Source organism: Streptomyces globisporus C-1027 (assembly GCF_000261345.2).
GTDB lineage: Bacteria > Actinomycetota > Actinomycetes > Streptomycetales > Streptomycetaceae > Streptomyces > Streptomyces pakalii.
Genome location: NZ_CP013738.1, coordinates 3,671,805 through 3,689,161 on the forward strand (window position 1 = coordinate 3,671,805; position 17,357 = coordinate 3,689,161).

General features: G+C 70.8%; 19 protein-coding genes. 13 read left to right on the top strand and 6 right to left on the bottom strand.

Annotated features, from left to right (window positions below; genetic code table 11):
* Window positions 1–74: 74 nt before the first annotated feature.
* From WQO_RS15905 to pstB, 11 genes are all read left to right on the top strand, one after another.
* Entirely contained in the window at window positions 75–530 is a 456-nt protein-coding gene (locus WQO_RS15905) for a GntR family transcriptional regulator (RefSeq protein ID WP_010063628.1), read from the top strand.
* The gene (locus tag WQO_RS15910; RefSeq protein ID WP_010063629.1) at window positions 527–1,438 is read left to right on the top strand and encodes an ABC transporter ATP-binding protein; all 912 of its coding nucleotides are present in this window, start codon (window positions 527–529) and stop codon (window positions 1,436–1,438) included. The genes WQO_RS15905 and WQO_RS15910 overlap by 4 nt, the downstream gene beginning before the upstream one ends.
* Window positions 1,435–2,286, top strand: coding sequence for an ABC-2 transporter permease (locus WQO_RS15915; RefSeq protein ID WP_050992362.1), 852 nt, complete (start codon window positions 1,435–1,437; stop codon window positions 2,284–2,286). The genes WQO_RS15910 and WQO_RS15915 overlap by 4 nt, the downstream gene beginning before the upstream one ends.
* Window positions 2,283–2,420, top strand: a complete 138-nt coding sequence (locus WQO_RS35755) for a hypothetical protein (protein ID WP_193407200.1) — start codon at window positions 2,283–2,285, stop codon at window positions 2,418–2,420. Before WQO_RS15915 ends, WQO_RS35755 begins: the two co-directional genes overlap by 4 nt.
* A gap of 361 nt (window positions 2,421–2,781) precedes the next feature.
* On the top strand, window positions 2,782–5,031 hold the full coding sequence (locus tag WQO_RS15920; protein WP_010063630.1) for an RNA degradosome polyphosphate kinase: 2,250 nt from the start codon (window positions 2,782–2,784) through the stop codon (window positions 5,029–5,031).
* The gene (locus WQO_RS15925; protein WP_010063631.1) at window positions 5,018–6,208 is read left to right on the top strand and encodes a CHAD domain-containing protein; all 1,191 of its coding nucleotides are present in this window, start codon (window positions 5,018–5,020) and stop codon (window positions 6,206–6,208) included. The genes WQO_RS15920 and WQO_RS15925 overlap by 14 nt, the downstream gene beginning before the upstream one ends.
* Window positions 6,205–6,654 carry an NUDIX hydrolase gene (locus tag WQO_RS15930; RefSeq protein WP_010063633.1) on the top strand — a complete coding sequence of 150 codons (450 nt, stop codon included), beginning with the start codon at window positions 6,205–6,207 and terminating at the stop codon, window positions 6,652–6,654. The genes WQO_RS15925 and WQO_RS15930 overlap by 4 nt, the downstream gene beginning before the upstream one ends.
* 198 nt (window positions 6,655–6,852) lie before the next feature.
* Entirely contained in the window at window positions 6,853–7,986 is a 1,134-nt protein-coding gene (gene pstS, locus WQO_RS15935) for a phosphate ABC transporter substrate-binding protein PstS (RefSeq protein ID WP_010063634.1), read from the top strand.
* Window positions 7,987–8,089: 103 nt separating this feature from the next.
* A complete protein-coding gene (gene pstC, locus WQO_RS15940) occupies window positions 8,090–9,091 on the top strand; it encodes a phosphate ABC transporter permease subunit PstC (RefSeq protein ID WP_029182628.1) in 1,002 nt (333 codons plus the stop codon).
* On the top strand, window positions 9,088–10,170 hold the full coding sequence (gene pstA / locus WQO_RS15945; RefSeq protein WP_010063636.1) for a phosphate ABC transporter permease PstA: 1,083 nt from the start codon (window positions 9,088–9,090) through the stop codon (window positions 10,168–10,170). Before pstC ends, pstA begins: the two co-directional genes overlap by 4 nt.
* A gap of 40 nt (window positions 10,171–10,210) precedes the next feature.
* A complete protein-coding gene (pstB, locus tag WQO_RS15950) occupies window positions 10,211–10,987 on the top strand; it encodes a phosphate ABC transporter ATP-binding protein PstB (protein WP_010063637.1) in 777 nt (258 codons plus the stop codon).
* A 128-nt stretch (window positions 10,988–11,115) separates the two neighbouring features.
* Here the strand turns inward: pstB and WQO_RS15955 are convergent, their stop codons facing one another.
* Together WQO_RS15955 and WQO_RS15960 are read right to left on the bottom strand one after the other, a co-directional pair.
* On the bottom strand, window positions 11,116–12,114 hold the full coding sequence (locus tag WQO_RS15955) for an inorganic phosphate transporter (RefSeq protein ID WP_010063638.1): 999 nt from the start codon (window positions 12,112–12,114) through the stop codon (window positions 11,116–11,118).
* A 5-nt stretch (window positions 12,115–12,119) separates the two neighbouring features.
* Window positions 12,120–12,740, bottom strand: a complete 621-nt coding sequence (locus tag WQO_RS15960) for a DUF47 domain-containing protein (RefSeq protein ID WP_003968094.1) — start codon at window positions 12,738–12,740, stop codon at window positions 12,120–12,122.
* A 187-nt stretch (window positions 12,741–12,927) separates the two neighbouring features.
* Between WQO_RS15960 and WQO_RS15965 the strand changes: the two genes are divergently transcribed.
* Window positions 12,928–13,332 (top strand): metal-sensitive transcriptional regulator, encoded by a 405-nt coding sequence (locus WQO_RS15965; RefSeq protein WP_010063640.1) that lies wholly within the window; start codon window positions 12,928–12,930, stop codon window positions 13,330–13,332.
* 18 nt (window positions 13,333–13,350) lie between these two features.
* Here the strand turns inward: WQO_RS15965 and WQO_RS15970 are convergent, their stop codons facing one another.
* Together WQO_RS15970 and WQO_RS15975 are read right to left on the bottom strand one after the other, a co-directional pair.
* Complete coding sequence (locus tag WQO_RS15970) at window positions 13,351–13,554, bottom strand: hypothetical protein (protein ID WP_010063641.1); 204 nt, start codon at window positions 13,552–13,554, stop codon at window positions 13,351–13,353.
* A gap of 187 nt (window positions 13,555–13,741) precedes the next feature.
* Window positions 13,742–14,623 (bottom strand): SCO4651 family lipoprotein, encoded by an 882-nt coding sequence (locus WQO_RS15975; protein WP_010063642.1) that lies wholly within the window; start codon window positions 14,621–14,623, stop codon window positions 13,742–13,744.
* Between the two features lie 113 nt (window positions 14,624–14,736).
* On the opposite strand from WQO_RS15975, the gene WQO_RS15980 reads away from it, so the two are divergent.
* Window positions 14,737–15,009 (top strand): hypothetical protein, encoded by a 273-nt coding sequence (locus WQO_RS15980; RefSeq protein WP_010063643.1) that lies wholly within the window; start codon window positions 14,737–14,739, stop codon window positions 15,007–15,009.
* Window positions 15,010–15,189: 180 nt separating this feature from the next.
* Here the strand turns inward: WQO_RS15980 and WQO_RS15985 are convergent, their stop codons facing one another.
* Together WQO_RS15985 and WQO_RS15990 are read right to left on the bottom strand one after the other, a co-directional pair.
* A complete protein-coding gene (locus WQO_RS15985) occupies window positions 15,190–15,921 on the bottom strand; it encodes a phosphatase PAP2 family protein (protein ID WP_010063645.1) in 732 nt (243 codons plus the stop codon).
* Between the two features lie 333 nt (window positions 15,922–16,254).
* A complete protein-coding gene (locus tag WQO_RS15990) occupies window positions 16,255–17,250 on the bottom strand; it encodes a C40 family peptidase (RefSeq protein ID WP_010063647.1) in 996 nt (331 codons plus the stop codon).
* Window positions 17,251–17,357 lie beyond the last annotated feature (107 nt).

Consider the following 17,357-nt stretch of genomic DNA (forward strand, 5'->3'; position numbering starts at 1 on the left):
GCGGCGTCACTTGACGCCGCCCCTTCTTTGCACCACCCTTTCACTACTCAATTAGTGAAAGGGTGGTTCTGCGCATGGCAGCCGAGTCCGCAGCGGTCGAGTTCCGTATCGACCGGCGCAGCGGCGTCGCCACCTACCTCCAGATCGTCCAGCAGACGAAGCAGGCCCTGCGCCTGGGCGTGCTCGAACCGGGCGACCGGCTGCCGACCGCCCGCGAGGTCGTGGAAGCCACCGCGATCAACCCGAACACCGTCCTCAAGGCCTACCGGGAGCTGGAGCGCGAAGGGCTCGTCGAGGCCCGCCGGGGGCTCGGCACCTTCGTCCGCCGGACGCTGGGCGGCGCGCCCGACGCGACCGCCGCCGACGCGCCCCTGCGCACCGAACTCGCCGACTGGGCCCGCCGGGCCCGGGCGGCCGGGCTGGAGAAGGACGACGTCGGCGCGCTCTTCACCGCCGTACTGGACAGCACGTACAGCACGAACGGCACCGATTCCGCGGGCCGTTCACACAAGGGGCACCAGGAACGATGACCGGCGTCGCGATCGAGGCACACGGCCTCGGAAAGACCTACGGGCGCAGAGGCGGCGGCCACCGCGCCCTGCACGACTGCTCGTTCCGGCTGCCCGCCGGACGCGTCTGCGCCCTTGTCGGCCCCAACGGCGCGGGCAAGTCGACCCTGTTGAACCTGGCGGCCGGTCTGGACCGCCCCGACGCCGGATCCCTCGCCGTCCTCGGTTCCACCGAGCCCGCCGCCGTACGCGACCGCATCGCGTTCGTCGCCCAGGACAAGCCGCTGTACCCGCAGCTCACCGTCGCCGACACGCTCTGGGCCGGCGCCGAGCTGAACCCCGGGCGCTGGGACCGCGCCACCGCCGACCGGATCGCCGGAGCGCTGCCGCGCACCGCCCGCGTCCGTACGCTCTCCGGCGGGCAGCGCACCCGGCTCGCGCTGGCCCTCGCGCTCGGCAAGCGGCCCGAACTGATGCTGCTGGACGAGCCGATGGCCGATCTCGATCCTCTCGCCCGGCACGAGCTGATGGGCGTGCTGATGGCGGAGACCGCCGAGCACGGCACCACGATCGTGATGTCCTCGCACATCCTCACCGAGCTGGAGGGCGCCTGCGACTACCTCCTGTTCGTCGACGGCGGACGCGTCCGGCTCGGCGGTGAGGCCGAGGACATCGTCGACGCCCACGCCCTCCTCACCGGCCAGGCCCGCGATCTGGCCCCGCACACCGTCGTCGAATCCCGTACGACGGGGCGTCAGCTCACCGCGCTCGTCAGAAAGGAGGGCCCCGTGGACACCGCCGCCTGGGCCGTCACCCAGCCCTCCCTGGAGGAGCTGCTGCTCGCCCACCTCCGCTCCCCGGAGGCTCCGCCGCTGCTGACGCCGAGCGCTTCGGCGGCCGGGACGCGTGCGGAGGGGGTGTCGGCATGAGCACGCTGACGACGAACGCCCTCACGTTGCGGGGGCCTTCCCGCGTGCTGCTGCGCGTACACCGGAGGACCTTGTGGGGCGCCGGGGCCGTCGCCGCCGCCGCGGTCGTCGGCATGATCGCCGTGGCGCTCCTCGCGGACCGGTTCACCACGGACTTCGCAGGCACCGGATGCGGCCTGGACAGCTCCGTGCAAACCTGCTTCCAGCCGTCGCGCGACTACTCCGACCAGATGCTCGACCTCGGCCGACTGCTGACGTACATGGGGCTGGCCCTCATCGCACTGCCCGCCGTCATCGGCGCGTTCGTCGCGGGCCCGATGGTCGCCCGGGAGTGGGAGAGCAACACCGCCAAGCTCTCCTGGACCCAGTCGTACCCGCCCTCCGCGTGGCTGACCGCGCGGCTCGCTCTGCCCGCCGTGGCGGTCGTCTGCGGGATCACCGTGCTGTCCACCGTCCTCACCTGGTCCAGGCACCGGCTCGGAGGCCCGTACCCGACCTTCTGGTACGAGGTGTCGGTCTTCGGGGCCTCGGGGACGGTACCGGCCGCCAGTGCTCTGCTGGGCCTCTCGATCGGCACCCTCGCCGGCCTGACACTGCGGCGCACGGTTCCCGCGATGGCGGCCGGCCTGTTCGTCTCCGGACTGGTGACCGTCGTCCTGGGCGTGCTGCGCGACAGCTTGTGGCCGGCCGTGAGGGACACCTTCGCTCCGGGTGACGACTACGTCTGGCCGGACCGGGCCGCGATCATCGGGCGGGGCTGGGAGACGGAGGGGGCGACGTGCTGCCTGCCAACATCTGCGCCGACTCCGCCCTCGACCGCGAAGTCTGCCTGTCGGAGAGCGGCGTGACCCACGGCTACCTCGACCACCACCCCGCCTCCCACTACTGGCCCCTCCAACTCGTCGAGACCGGCATCCTCCTCGCCCTCGCCGCCCTCGCCGTGTTCGCCGCCTTCCGGGTCCTGCGCCGCCTGCACAGCTGAGCGCACCCGCCCGGTGCAAGCCGTCGTCCGGGCCCCACGAGGGGTGGGCCCGGACGACGAGCACGTACAGCGGCCCGGCGCCCGCCCCGAGGCAGCGAACACGTACAGCGGCCCGGCGCCCGCCCCGAGGCGACGAACACGTACAGTGACCGCGAGACCCACCCGCAGGCACACCGCTTCCTGTACGTCATGTCGCCGTTACCGGCCATTCAGACGCTCTTGCGACCCTCACGGGATGCAGCCAGCTGTGCCCGCCCCCCGCCGCAACGGGAGAGCCCGTGACCCGGGGTTTCCCGGGCCTTCCGCGATCTTTCCGGGCTCCGACGCGCCTGAGGAGCGTTCCGCGCGGAACAATAGGCCCATGAGCCAGCAGCCCAGCTCCGAGGTCCCCGTCCAGCCCGCCGCCCAGCCGTCGGTCGGCTCGCTCGCCGCGCACCGGCCGCACGCCACCCCGGCGTCCAACGGGGTCAGCTTCTCCACCGCCGCCGACCTGGATCCCGACCTCGACGCCGACGCGGACGCCTACGAGCCCGACCGGGACGGCGACGAGCTGCCCCAGGGGCGTTTCCTGGACCGCGAACGCAGCTGGCTCGCGTTCAACGAACGGGTCCTGGAGCTGGCCGAGGACCCGGCCACGCCCATCCTGGAGCGGGCCAACTTCCTCGCCATCTTCGCCTCGAACCTGGACGAGTTCTTCATGGTCCGGGTGGCCGGCCTCAAGCGCCGCATCGCCACCGGCGTCGCCACCCGCTCCGCCTCCGGCCTCCAGCCCCGCGAGGTCCTGGACCTCATCTGGACCCGCTCGCGCGAGCTCATGGCCCGGCACGCCGCCTGCTTCCAGCAGGACATCGCCCCGGACCTGTCCGACGAGGGCATCCAGCTGATCCGCTGGCCGGACCTGACCGAGAAGGAGCAGGCCCGCCTGTTCACCTTCTTCCGGCAGCGCGTCTTCCCGGTCCTGACCCCGCTGGCCGTCGACCCCGCGCACCCCTTCCCGTACATCTCCGGGCTCTCCCTCAACCTCGCCGTCGTCGTCCGCAACCCGGTCAGCGGCCACCGCCACTTCGCCCGGGTCAAGGTCCCGCCGCTGCTGACCCGCTTCCTGGAGGCCTCGCCCCAGCGGTACGTGCCCATCGAGGACGTCATCGCGGCGCACCTGGAGGAGCTGTTCCCGGGGATGGAGGTGCTGGCGCACCACATGTTCCGGGTCACCAGGAACGAGGACCTGGAGGTCGAGGAGGACGACGCGGAGAACCTGCTCCAGGCGCTGGAGAAGGAGCTCATGCGCCGCCGCTTCGGCCCGCCGGTGCGTCTTGAGGTCGAGGAGTCCATCGACCCGTACGTGCTGGACCTGCTGGTCCGCGAGCTGAAGGTGTCCGACGCGGAGGTCTACCCGCTGCCCGGCCCGCTCGACCTGACCGGGCTGTTCGCGATCGCCTCGCTGGACCGGCCCGAGCTGAAGTACCCGAAGTTCGTCGCGGGCACCCACCGGGACCTGGCCGAGGTGGAGTCCGCCTCGGCGCCCGACATCTTCGCCGCCCTGCGCGAGCGGGACGTGCTGCTCCACCACCCGTACGACTCGTTCTCCACCTCCGTCCAGGCGTTCCTGGAGCAGGCGGCGGGCGACCCGGACGTGCTGGCCATCAAGCAGACGCTGTACCGCACCTCCGGCGACTCCCCGATAGTGGACGCCCTGATCGACGCGGCCGAGTCCGGCAAGCAGGTCCTCGTCCTCGTCGAGATCAAGGCCCGATTCGACGAGCAGGCCAACATCAAGTGGGCCCGCAAGCTGGAGGAGGCGGGCTGCCACGTCGTCTACGGCCTCGTCGGGCTGAAGACCCACTGCAAGCTCTCCCTCGTCGTCCGCCAGGAGGGCGACACCCTGCGCCGCTACTCCCACGTCGGCACGGGCAACTACCACCCCAAGACCGCCCGGCTGTACGAGGACCTCGGCCTGCTCACGGCGGACCCGCAGGTCGGGGCGGACCTCTCCGACCTGTTCAACCGGCTCTCCGGCTACTCCCGCCGCGAGACCTACCGCCGCCTCCTGGTCGCGCCGAAGTCCCTGCGCGACGGGCTGATCGCCCGGATCAACAAGGAGATCGCCCACCACCGGGCCGGCCGCCCCGCCTATGTCCGGTTCAAGGTCAACTCGATGGTCGACGAAGCGATCATCGACGCCTGCTACCGGGCGGCCCAGGCGGGCGTCCCCGTCGACATCTGGGTGCGCGGGATCTGCGCGATCCGCCCCGGGGTCGCCGGGCTCTCCGAGAACATCCGGGTCCGCTCCATACTCGGCCGCTTCCTCGAACACTCCCGGATCTTCGCCTTCGGCAACGGCGGCGAGCCCGAGGTGTGGTTCGGCAGCGCCGACATGATGCACCGCAACCTCGACCGCCGGATCGAAGCCCTGGTCCGGGTCACCGACCCCGCCCACCGCGCCGCACTCAGCCGACTCCTGGAGACCGGTATGGCCGACACCACCTCCTCCTGGCACCTGGGCCCCGACGGGAACTGGACCCGGCATGCCACGGACGCGGACGGCCAGCCGCTGCGGCACGTCCAGGAAATGCTCATCGACGCCCGGAGGCGCAGGCGTGCGACGCCCTGACCAGCAGACGACGACCCGGCCCACGACGGATGCCGCCCCCGGGACCGGCACCGGCGCCGACGCCGACGCCACGGTGGACACGCCGCCGGACGGAGGCACGGGGGCGGGAAGCCTTCCCGACGGAACCACGGGGTCGGGCCACCCCGCCGGACCCGGGCCTTCCGGAACCGGCCCCACGGCACCCCGCACCGCCGAAGGCCACCCCGGGGACCTGACCACGGAGGCCGTCCTCGCGCCCTACCTCCGCGGGCAGGCCGCGGACTTCCTGCGCAGCCTGCGCCTGCACCACGAACACAGCGCCCCCGCCGACGCCGGCGGCCACGACGCCGCGGCCGCCACCCGCGCCCTGCGCCGCGCGGCCCGCCGGATCAGCGGCTCCCTGCACACCTTCCGGGCCGCCCTCGACCCGCACTGGGCCGACCAGCTCCGCGCCGAGCTGGCCTGGCTCTCCGGCGTACTCGCCCGGGAACACGCCTACGCGAACCGGCTCACCCGGCTCGTCGAGGCCCTGCACCAGCTCTCCGGCCCCGCCCTCCCCGCCGCCCGGGGGGCCAGAGCCGCCGGGGAGTCCGCCGCGTCCGACGCCCAGGGCCGCGCCGCCCTCGGGGTCGGGGCCGCGCGCGCCGGGGCGCTGCTGGAACGCCGCCTCACCCTCGCCCGGACCCGGTCGCACTCCGCGGCCCTCCAGGCGCTCGGCTCCTCCCGGTTCCACGGGGTCGCCGACGCCGTCGCGCTCCTGGCCTCCGAAGTACCGCTGGCCCCCGGCACCACGGGCCGGACCACCGAGGCCCTCCTGGAGCCCGCCGAACGCGCCGAGCAACGCCTCCTCGCCGCGGTGGCCGCCCTCCCGCCAGCCGACTCCGAGCCGTACAACGAGGCGCAGGACGCGGCGTGGCACCAGGCCCGCCTGCTGCTGCGGCTCCACCGGTACGCCCACGAGGTCGTGCTCGGCGCCGCAGCCCCGGCCCTCGCCTCCTGCGGGCACGCCCTCGACCTCCACCGGGACGCGGTGGAGGCGGCCACGGCGGCGGCAGCGGCGGCTCGCACCCCCCGGATCGCCCCGGCCACGGCGTACGCGCTGGGCGTGCTCCACGCGGACCAGCGCCACGAGGTGGAGGCGGCGCGGGCGGTGTTCCGCGAGACCTGGCCGTACGCCACGGCCCTGACGGCGCCATGAGCGGCGACCCGCACGGTCCCGGGAACGGGGACCCCCGCGGCCCGGTGATCCGCGCCGCGGGATGCGTGCTGTGGCGCCGCGGCCCGGGCGGCGGCAGCGTGGAGGTGTGCCTGGTGCACCGCCCGAAGTACGGCGACTTCTCCTTCCCGAAGGGCAAGCTCAAGCGCGACGAGGAGCCGCTGGCCGCCGCCGTACGGGAGGTGCTGGAGGAGACCGGGCACCACTGCGCCCCCGGAGCCCGCCTCCCCACCTCCCATTACGTGGTGGACGGCCGCCCCAAGGTCGTCGACTACTGGGCGGCCGAGGCGACCGGCGGCGCGTTCACCGCCAACGACGAGGTGGACCGCATCCTGTGGCTGGCCCCCGACGCCGCCCGCGCCCGGCTCACCCAGCCCCGTGACGTCCGGCAGCTGACCGCGTTCCTGGACGTCCTGCGCGCGTCCTGATCAGCACTCCGGACCGGCCCCGCACCCGCCTGCCCGACACGGTTCACCTGCCGTTCACTCTCCCCCGTCGACGGCTTCACCTGTTCTGCCTAATTTCGGACGTACAAGGTGCGCGGCGGCAAGCCACAGCACCCCTCCTCATCGCACGCCGTCGTAGAACGAGACGACCACGGCGGCTCCTGGAAGGAACACCCGAAAGTGAAGCTTCAGCGCAAGAACCGGCTTCGTGCCACCGCGCTCGGTGCCCTCGCCGTCTCCGGCGCCCTGGTCCTCACGGCGTGCGGTTCGGATGACAACACGGGCGGCGCGTCCGGCACCGGCGAGAAGACGACCGCCGCGTCGAACGTCGACTGCGGCAAGGCCAAGGGCCAGCTGCGCGCTTCGGGCTCCAGCGCGCAGAAGAACGCGATGGACCTCTGGGTCAAGAACTACATGGCCGCCTGTTCCGGTGTGGAGATCAACTACAACTCGTCCTCCTCCGGCGAGGGCATCGTCGCCTTCAACCAGGGCACCGTGGGCTTCGCGGGCTCCGACTCGGCGCTGAAGCCCGAGGAGGTCGCCGACTCCAAGAAGATGTGCAAGACCGGCCAGGGCATCAACCTGCCGATGGTCGGCGGCCCGGTCGCGATCGGCTTCAAGCTGGAGGGTGTCGACAAGCTCACGCTGGACGCCCCGACCCTCGCGAAGATCTTCGACAGCAAGATCAAGAAGTGGAACGACCCGGCGATCGCCAAGCTGAACGACGGCGTCGACCTGCCGGACAAGGCGATCCAGGCCTTCCACCGCTCGGAGGACTCCGGCACCACGCAGAACCTCGGCAAGTACCTCGGCGCCGCGGCTCCGGACGACTGGAAGTACGAGGCCGAGAAGAAGTGGCCGGCCCCCGGTGGCCAGGCCGCGTCCGGCTCCTCCGGCGTCGCCGCCCAGGTGAAGCAGGTCGACGGCGCGATCGGCTACTTCGAGCTCTCCTACGCCAAGTCCCAGTCCATCCCGACCGTGGACATCAACACCGGTGGCGCCGCCCCGGTCCAGGCCACCTCGGAGAACGCCTCCAAGGCCATCGCCGCCGCCAAGATCAAGGGCACCGGCAAGGACCTGGCGCTCGACCTCGACTACACCACCAAGGCCGAGGGCGCCTACCCGCTGGTCCTGGTGACGTACGAGGTCGTCTGCGACAGCGGCAACAAGCCCGAGACGCTCGACACCGTCAAGTCCTTCCTCTCCTACGCCGCCTCCGACGACGGCCAGAAGATCCTGACCGACGCGGGCTACGCCCCGATCCCGGCCGAGATCAACGCCAAGGTCCGCGAGACCATCGGCTCCCTCTCGTAACACCCCGGGGCGGCCGGGTCCCCACCAGGACCCGGCCGCCCCGGCCCATCCGGTGCACCGCCGCCAGGGGAGCCACGGCTCCCCCACACAGACCGGAAAGACCATGGCTTCCACCACACCCATAGACATGCCACCGGCCCCGCCGGCCCCGCCCGAACGGGCCGGGCGCCCCAAGTCCACGGGGCAGCTGGGCGACAAGATCTTCCTGGGCCTCTCCCGCGGCTCGGGCATCCTGCTGCTCGTGATCATGGCGTCGATCGCCGTGTTCCTCACCTACCGCTCGGTGCTCGCCATCTCGAAGGACGAGGGCAACTTCCTCACCACCTTCGACTGGAACCCGGCCGGGGACCCCCCGGTCTTCGGCATCGCGGTCCTGCTCTTCGGCACGGTCGTCAGCTCGATCATCGCGATGGTCATCGCGGTTCCGATCGCTGTCGGCATCGCCCTGTTCATCTCGCACTACGCGCCGCGCAAGCTGGCCGCCCCGATCGCGTACGTGGTCGACCTGCTGGCCGCCGTGCCCAGCATCGTCTACGGCATCTGGGGCGCCCTCGTCCTCGTGCCGTACCTGGAGGGCCTCAACCTCTGGCTCGACCAGTTCTTCGGCTGGACGTACATCTTCGAGAAGACCGAGGTCGGCGTCGCCCGCTCGCTCTTCACCGTCGGCATCCTGCTCGCGATCATGATCCTGCCGATCGTGACCAGCGTCAGCCGCGAGGTCTTCCTCCAGGTCCCGAAGATGAACGAGGAGGCCGCGCTCGCGCTCGGCGCCACCCGCTGGGAGGTCATCCGCCTCTCCGTGCTGCCCTTCGGCCGCTCCGGCATCATCTCCGCCTCGATGCTGGGCCTCGGCCGCGCGCTCGGCGAGACGATGGCCGTCGCCACGGTCCTCTCCCCGAACTTCCTCATCTCGCTGCACCTGCTCAACCCGGGCGGCGGCACGTTCGCCCAGAACATCGCGGCCAAGTTCGGCGAGGCCGACGCGTTCGGGCGGGACGCCCTGATCGCCTCCGGTCTCGTCCTCTTCGTCCTCACCCTGCTGGTCAACGGCGCGGCCCGGCTCATCATCGCCCGCCGCAAGGAGTACTCGGGGGCCAACGCATGAGCCACGCACCCACCGGCGTCATGGAACGCCCGTCGCCCGCCTCGCCCTCCCCGAAGAGCAGCCTCGGCAGCCGCTCCCTGCCCCGCCTCGCGCCGCTCGGCTTCGCCGTCGTCTCGATCGCGCTCGGCGTCGGCCTCTCGCTGGCCGCCGGCTGGGAGAGCCGCATCCAGTGGGGCATGATCTCGGCCCTGTTCTTCCTGGCCATCTCCTACGTCGCCACGACGGTCGTGGAGAACCAGCGCCAGGCCAAGGACCGCCTCGCCACCAGCGTGATGTGGGTCTGCTTCCTGATCGCCGTCGTCCCGCTCGCCTCGCTGCTCTGGACGACGATCGTCCGCGGCGCCGAGCGCCTCGACGGCTACTTCCTCACCCACTCGATGGCCGGTGTGCTCGGCTCCGAGGCCAGCGGCGGCGTCTACCACGCGCTGATCGGCACCCTGGAGCAGGTCGGTATCGCCACGGTGATCTCCGCCCCGCTCGGCCTGCTGACCGCCGTCTACCTCGTCGAGTACGGCAAGGGCTCGCTGGCCCGGGCCGTCACCTTCTTCGTCGACGTGATGACGGGCATCCCGTCCATCGTGGCCGGTCTCTTCATCCTGTCGATCATGCTGATCGCCAACCTGGAGCCCTCCGGCCTGATGGGCGCGCTCGCCCTGACGATCCTGATGATCCCCGTCGTGGTCCGCTCCACCGAGGAGATGCTCAAGCTCGTCCCCAACGAGCTGCGCGAGGCCTCCCTCGCCCTCGGCATCCCGAAGTGGCGCACCATCCTCAAGGTGGTCCTGCCGACCGCGATCGGCGGCATCACCACGGGCGTCATGCTCGCCATCGCCCGTATCGCCGGTGAGACGGCCCCGATCATCCTGCTGGTCTTCGGCAGCCAGCTGATCAACACGAACCCCTTCGAAGGCGCCCAGTCCTCGCTGCCGTTCTACATCTACGAGCAGTACAAGATCGGCGAGGCCGCGTCCTACGACCGCGCCTGGGCGGCGGCCCTGGTGCTGATCGCCTTCGTCATGATCCTCAACCTCGTGGCCCGCGGCATCGCCCGCTGGAAGGCCCCGAAGACCGGTCGCTGACGCGGCCATCAGCGACCTCCCGAAAGAAGCAGTGATTCCCATGGCCAAGCGCATCGACATCAGCGGCCTCACCGCCTACTACGGCAGCCACAAGGCCATCGAGGACATCTCGATGACCGTGGAGCCCCGCTCCGTGACGGCCTTCATCGGCCCGTCCGGCTGCGGCAAGTCCACCTTCCTGCGCACCCTGAACCGGATGCACGAGGTCACCCCCGGCGGCCGCGTCGAGGGCAAGGTGCTGCTGGACGACGAGAACCTGTACGCCTCCAACGTCGACCCGGTCACCGTGCGCCGCACGGTCGGCATGGTCTTCCAGCGCCCCAACCCCTTCCCCACCATGTCGATCTTCGACAACGTGGCGGCGGGCCTCCGGCTGAACGGCAGCTACCGCAAGAGCGAGCTGAACGACATCGTCGAGAAGTCCCTGCGCGGCGCGAACCTCTGGAACGAGGTCAAGGACCGCCTGAACAAGCCCGGCTCCGGCCTCTCCGGCGGCCAGCAGCAGCGCCTGTGCATCGCCCGCGCCATCGCGGTCGAGCCGCAGGTCCTGCTGATGGACGAGCCGTGCTCGGCGCTCGACCCGATCTCGACCCTCGCCATCGAGGACCTGATCGGCGAGCTGAAGGAGCGCTTCACGATCGTCATCGTGACGCACAACATGCAGCAGGCGGCCCGCGTCTCGGACCGCACCGCGTTCTTCAACCTCGCGGCGGTCGGCAAGCCCGGCAAGCTCATCGAGATCGACGAGACGGAGCGGATCTTCTCCAACCCGTCGGTCCAGGCCACGGAGGACTACATCTCCGGCCGCTTCGGCTGAGCCGTACGCCGTCTCCCCCATACGGCCTTGCGGTGCTGCATGGCGGTGCCACCACAAGGCGAAAGGGTCCGCCCCCGTACTCGTACGAGTACGGGGGCGGACCCACACGTGTCACCGTCCCGAGCCGTTCAGCCGAAGAGCAGCAGGACCGCCCCGTAGCTCAGCGCGGCGACCAGGGCCGCGGCGGGCATGGTGATGAACCAGCCCAGGATGATGTTCTTCGCGACACCCCAGCGCACGGCGTTCACACGCTTGGTGGCGCCGACGCCCATGATCGCGGAGGTGATGACGTGGGTGGTCGAGATCGGCGCGTGGAACAGGAACGCCGAACCGAACATGATCGAGGCGCCGGTGGTCTCCGCCGCGAAACCCTGCGGCGGGTCCAGCTCGATGATCTTGCGCCCGAGGGTCCGCATGATGCGCCAGCCACCCGCGTACGTACCCAGCGAGAGCATCACCGCACAGGCGACCTTGACCCAGACCGGGATCTCGTCGTTCGGGCCCTCGACGTCGGCGATGACCAGGGCCATCACCACGATGCCCATGGTCTTCTGCGCGTCCTGGAGGCCGTGGCCGAGCGCCATGCCCGCCGCCGAGACCGTCTGCGCGATCCGGAAGCCGCGCTTGGCCTTGTGCGGGTTGGCGTTCCGGAACATCCACATGATGCCGACCATCACCAGATAGCCGACGACCAGACCGATGACCGGGGAGAGGAACATCGGGATGACGATCTTCTCCAGGACGCCGGTCCAGATGACGTCCGTCCCGCCGGCCAGCGCCGCCCCGACCATGCCGCCGAACAGGGCGTGCGAGGACGAGGAGGGGAGGCCGTAGTACCAGGTGATCAGGTTCCAGATGATCGCGCCGACCAGCGCCGCGAACAGGATCCCCATCCCCTTCTGCCCCACGGGCGTGGCGATGAGGCCCTCGCTGACGGTCTTGGCGACCCCCTGGCCCAGGAAGGCGCCGGCCAGGTTCATCACCGCCGCCATCGCCAGAGCCGCACGCGGGGTCAGCGCCCGGGTGGAGACCGAGGTGGCGATGGCGTTCGCGGAGTCGTGGAAGCCGTTCGTATACGTGAAGCCGAGCGCGACGCCGATGGTCACGATCAGCGCAAAGGTGTCCACGAGGTTCAGGACTCCTTGACCGCGATGGTCTCCACGGTGTTCGCGACGTGCTCGAACGCGTCAGCCGCCTCTTCCAGCACATCCACGATCTGCTTGAGCTTCAGCACCTCCATGGCGTCGTACTTGCCGTTGAAGAGGTGGGCCAGCAGCTTGCGGTGGATCTGGTCGGCCTGGTTCTCCAGACGGTTGACCTCGATCCAGTACTCGGTGAGGTTGTCCATGGTCCGCAGCCCCGGCATGGCCTCGGCGGTCAGTTCCGCCGCCCGGGCCAGCACCTCGATCTGCTGCTCGACGCCCTTGGGGAGCTCCTGGACCTGGTAGAGGACGACCAGGTCGACGGCCTCCTCCATGAAGTCCATGATGTCGTCGAGCGAGGACGCCAGGTTGTAGATGTCCTCGCGGTCGAACGGCGTGATGAAGGAGGAGTTCAGCTGGTGGAAGATCGCGTGGGTCGCATCGTCCCCCGCGTGCTCCGCTGCCCGCATACGCTCCGCGATCTCGACTCGGGAGGCAGAATCCGCCCCGAGCAGTTCCATCAGGAGTTTCGAGCCCGTGACAATGTTGTCCGCGGAGGCGGAGAACATGTCGTAGAAGCTCGTCTCCCTGGGGGTCAGACGAAAGCGCACGTGGGGTCCTCGGGATGCTTTGGATTCGGTCAGGCTGATGCTAGGCGCATCATCCGGCCACGGCTAACCGGCGTTCTTCAGTGTCGCCCATCGAACAGGGCGATCGACACGGACCCCCGGTCACGTTTCGGCAGGATTCGTTACGATATACCCGGCAGGGGTATATCAGGACAACGGGAGGACGCAGATGACCACGACCGGAACCGGGGCCGGGGCCGGAATCACGGGGGCGGAAGCGGCGGCGGATGTGACCGCTCCGGACCCGGCGGCGACCGCACCTGTGGACATCGTCACGGACCACGACCGCGGCATCCACGGCTACCACCACCAGAAGGACGAGCACCTCAAACGCCTGCGCCGGATCGAGGGCCAGATCCGCGGCCTGCAGCGCATGGTCGACGAGGACGTCTACTGCATCGACATACTCACCCAGGTGTCGGCGTCCACGAAGGCCCTGCAGTCCTTCGCCCTCCAGCTGCTGGAGGAGCACCTGCGCCACTGCGTCGCCGACGCGGCCGTCAAGGGCGGCGAGGAGATCGACGCGAAGGTCGAGGAGGCCACGAAGGCGATCGCCCGGCTGCTCCGCACGTGATGCGCGGCCGCGCGGGCGTCACCCCCGGCGGGCGGCCTGCCGGGGGACCGTCGCCCAGGACCCGGCACCCCGGACGTCGAGGACCTCGTCGATACGGTCGGGACTGAGGCGTTCCTCGTCCACGGCCGACGCGGCGATCATCAGCTCGCCGCACAGCTCGATCTCGGCGAGAGCCACACAGTCCTGAGCGTTCGGAGCGCTGAGCGTCACCACGTGCGTCACCTCTCTCTGCCGTCCTCCCGGCCGTCACCGGCCTCTGGCAACACCGACATCCCAGCCTAGGGAGCGCGATACCTGCCGCGCATGGCACGGACGGACCATTTTGAGCCCCCTCCCAACCGGCCACCCCCCCCCCGGCCCGTCCCGGTACCCGCGCCTCACCCACCCCGTCCGACTCCCGCTCCCCCGCTCAGCCCTGCCGGATCTCACCGGTGTAGATGGCGTCCTCGTCCGGCAGGGTCACCGTGACCGGCAGCCCGAACCCGTACAGCAGCAGCGTCGAGACCACCGACACCTCCGGGCCGCGGGCGTCGGAGGAGAAGGTGAAGCGGTGCCGGACCTTCCGCAGCCGGCCGTCCTCGTCGAGGTAGGCGTCGAAGGGCACGGCGTCCTTGCTGAACCCTTTCGCTGCCGCGCTCAGCGCCCCGCGCGACTGCGGCGAGGCGGCCCGGGCCGCCCGGCCCAGGTCGGCGACGCCCCGGTAGTGGTGCACGGTCACCCCGGCCAGCTCGGTCTTCCCCGCGTACGTCACATCGGCCGCGCCGCGCAGCAGCTCGGCCGCCGCCATCGGGTCGGTGACCCCGCCGGTGACGAGGTTGCCGTCCTTCAGCCCGGTCGTGTCGATCCTGACCCACTTGTCGTCGGGCACCCCGGCGCCGCGGTTCTTCATGTACAGCGCCCCGGGGGCCAGCAGCTCGGTGATCGGCCGGTGGCCCTCCGCCCCCGCGGCGTCCTTGCCCGCCGGATCCTTGGGCAGCACCACCCGGAGCCGCCCCATCTGCTTGCGGAAGTCGTAGGCGCCCTGCCCCCGGATCGTCACCCGTGTGCCGCCTGCCGCCGTCTCCATCGACGTACGGGTCTCCGCACCGCCCGCCTCGACGAGGACGCCCGCCGCCTGCCCGAGCAGATCGAGCGGCCGGTCGGCGGCCACGGAACGCTGACCTGATCCGTCGGCCGCGCCGCCACCCCCCTCCACGCCGAGGCACCCGGCGGTGACCGCGATCACCCCGGCCGCGGCGAGGGCACGGACAGCACGGGCCCCGCCTCTGTCCCTGTACTGCTGCACCACCATCGCCTGCCAACCCCCAACGACTGCCGCCCGGCCGAGCCCTGACCCGCTCCGCATAACGAGTGCCGCCGTCCCCCGTCACGCCACGGGGGCGCTGCGGCCAGTACCGTGGACGGGTGCATGAGGATTCCCCCGCCGCGGAGCACACCACCGCCGCGCCGCGCACCCCCGCCCGGACCACCCCCGCCCTCACGGAATCGCTGCCGGAACCGCTGTCCGCATCCCTGCCGGAGGCTCCCCCTCCGGGCCCGCCCGCCGGGCACAGCGCCACGACGATCGAACGGGGCTCGTTCTGCCTGGCCCGCTGCAGCTGCGGCTGGTCGGGCCCGGCGCGCAGATCCCGGGACCGGGCCCGCACCGACGCCACCGAACACCTCGCCGCCCCCTGATCCACCGCACGGCTGCGGGGTCACCCGGCCTCGGCCCCGTACAGCACGAACCCCCAGGCGCAAGGAGCACCTGGGGGTTCGTGGCCATCATTCGTGGCAAACAGGAGTCAGGAACCAGGGACAGACCCGGGGCCGTCAGGCGGCCGGGCGCCGGTCCTCGACGAGAAGCCGGGCCGACCGTCAGGCGGCCAGGTCCTTCTCCCCCGGATCGCCCCGCCGCGAACCGGGCCGCGGCTCGGGGATGCCGACCGCCTCGCCGCGCTCGTCCGCGTACGCGACGGCCGCGCTCTTCGACCGGACGAACCAGCCGACGCGCGGCGAGCGGGCGACCGCCGCCATCAGCGGGGTCAGCAGCGCCATGGCGAGCGGGGCCAGCAGCAGGGTGACGGCCGTACCGAGGGCGAAGCCGCCGATCACGTCGGTCGGGTAGTGGACGCCCATGTAGATCCGGCTGAACCCGGCGAAGAGCGCGAGGCCGATCGCGTAGAGGCCGAACTTCCGGTTCGCCACGAAGATGCCGACGGCGATGCCCATGGCCAGGGTGGAGTGGTCACTGACGAACGAGAAGTCCGTCTTGCCGTGGATCAGGACCTCAAGACCCTCGTGGTCGTTGAAGGGACGCGGCCGTTCGACGAAGCCGCGGATGGGGACGTTGATGAGGATCGCGATGGCGGCGGCGAGCGGCGCCCAGACGATGGCGGCGGCAGCAGTCACGGCGTCCTCGGCCGTCCCGCGCCCCCGCATGCTCCACCAGCACCACAGGCCCACCAGAACGAGGCCGACCATGATCCCGTACTCGCCGACGTACTCCATGACCCGGTCGAACCAGGTGGGAGCGGCCTTCGCGAGGCCGTTGATGTCGTAGAGCAGACTGACGTCCGGGTTCGACCCGTCGAGTTCGAGTCCAGCCATCTGCTGCGGCCCCTTGCCTTGTCTGCTTCTCTGCCGCGACGCGCGTCCTTGCGCGCCGCCCTGGTCGAACCCCCGTATCCGGTGCGATCCGTTGCCGCACTGCACCGCACAGCTTCACTGCGACGCATGGTCAGTGCGTATGGCGCTCCGTTCCCTGTCCAGGGAACGGCCCCGACGTCGCCTGCGTTCCGTTCTCCACCGAATGATCACTATGACGTTATCGAAGAGTGACTCGTCGTCGCAGCTCAGGGCCCAGGCTTCACGGAGAGTTCCCGCCAGGGCCGACTGCCCGTCAGCACCCTTCGCCACTCCCGGAGCCCGTCGAGACGTACGTCACCCCGTGGGCAGATCGGTCGGAAGGGCGGCGGCACCGTCCTTGGTGACCCGGGTCGCACCGAAGTAGTCCGGCGTATCGATCTTGTCGAACCGAATGACCGCCCCGGTGAACGGCGCATTGATCATATAGCCGCCCCCGACGTACAACCCGACGTGCCGGATGGCCCGCGAATTGGTGAGGTCGTCGGAGAAGAACACCAGATCCCCCGGGAGCAGCTCGTCCCGCGAGGGATGCGGCCCCGCGTTGTACTGGTCGTTGGCAACGCGCGGCAGCTCGATCCCGACCGTCCGGTACGCGGCCTGGGTCAGCCCGGAACAGTCGAACCGCCCCTGCTGCTCGGGCGTACCGTTGCCGCCCCACAGGTAGGGCGTGCCGAGCTTCTTCTGGGCGAAGTAGATGGCCCCGGCGGCCTGCCGGGAGGGCGCGACCCGCCCGACGGGCCGGGCGAAGCTCTTCTCCAGAGAACGGATGATCTTGACGTAGTTCTGCGTCTCTTTATAAGGAGGCACGCCGCCGTACTTGATCACCGCGTAGGCGCCGGCGTTGTACGCGGCGAGCATGTTGCTCGTCGGGTCGCCCGGCACCTTCTTCACATACCCGGCGATCTCGCAGTCGTACGAAGCGGCCGAGGGGATCGCGTCGGCCGGGTCCCACACGTCCCGCTTGCCGTCGCCGTTGCCGTCGATCCCGTGCGTGGCCCAGGTGCCGGGGATGAACTGGGCGATGCCCTGCGCGGCGGCAGGGCTCTGCGCCCTCGGGTTCCAGCCGCTCTCCTGGTACAACTGCGCAGCCAGCAGCGCCGGGTTGATGGCGGGACAGAGGTTGCCCCACTTCTGCACCAGCGGCTGGAAGCGCGCGGGCACCGCCCCCTTGGCCAACGCGACGGCGCCGCCGCCCCCCGACCCGGCGAGCCCGGCGGCGGCGGAGTACGTACCGACGACGAGCAGCGCCAGGAAGCACATGACCATGCCGACGCCGATGCCACCGAACACCCAGAATTTCCGCACCCCTCAACCATCCCCCATCAAGGCGCGCTTCAGAGGTGTTTTCGACGGTGTGTACGAGTCATCCGCGGCACACCACCGGCGCACCCGAAGCA

What these genes read in the sequence shown, in the direction of transcription:
- WQO_RS15920 (WP_010063630.1), top strand. Translation starts at nt 2,782, where the DNA reads ATGAGCCAGCAGCCCAGCTCCGAGGTCCCCGTCCAGCCCGCCGCCCAG.
- WQO_RS15905 (WP_010063628.1), top strand. Translation starts at nt 75, where the DNA reads ATGGCAGCCGAGTCCGCAGCGGTCGAGTTCCGTATCGACCGGCGCAGC.
- pstA (WP_010063636.1), top strand. Translation starts at nt 9,088, where the DNA reads ATGAGCCACGCACCCACCGGCGTCATGGAACGCCCGTCGCCCGCCTCG.
- pstC (WP_029182628.1), top strand. Translation starts at nt 8,090, where the DNA reads ATGGCTTCCACCACACCCATAGACATGCCACCGGCCCCGCCGGCCCCG.
- WQO_RS15930 (WP_010063633.1), top strand. Translation starts at nt 6,205, where the DNA reads ATGAGCGGCGACCCGCACGGTCCCGGGAACGGGGACCCCCGCGGCCCG.
- pstB (WP_010063637.1), top strand. Translation starts at nt 10,211, where the DNA reads ATGGCCAAGCGCATCGACATCAGCGGCCTCACCGCCTACTACGGCAGC.
- WQO_RS15985 (WP_010063645.1), bottom strand. Translation starts at nt 15,921, where the DNA reads ATGGCTGGACTCGAACTCGACGGGTCGAACCCGGACGTCAGTCTGCTC.
- WQO_RS15910 (WP_010063629.1), top strand. Translation starts at nt 527, where the DNA reads ATGACCGGCGTCGCGATCGAGGCACACGGCCTCGGAAAGACCTACGGG.
- WQO_RS15965 (WP_010063640.1), top strand. Translation starts at nt 12,928, where the DNA reads ATGACCACGACCGGAACCGGGGCCGGGGCCGGAATCACGGGGGCGGAA.
- WQO_RS15975 (WP_010063642.1), bottom strand. Translation starts at nt 14,623, where the DNA reads ATGGTGGTGCAGCAGTACAGGGACAGAGGCGGGGCCCGTGCTGTCCGT.
- WQO_RS15915 (WP_050992362.1), top strand. Translation starts at nt 1,435, where the DNA reads ATGAGCACGCTGACGACGAACGCCCTCACGTTGCGGGGGCCTTCCCGC.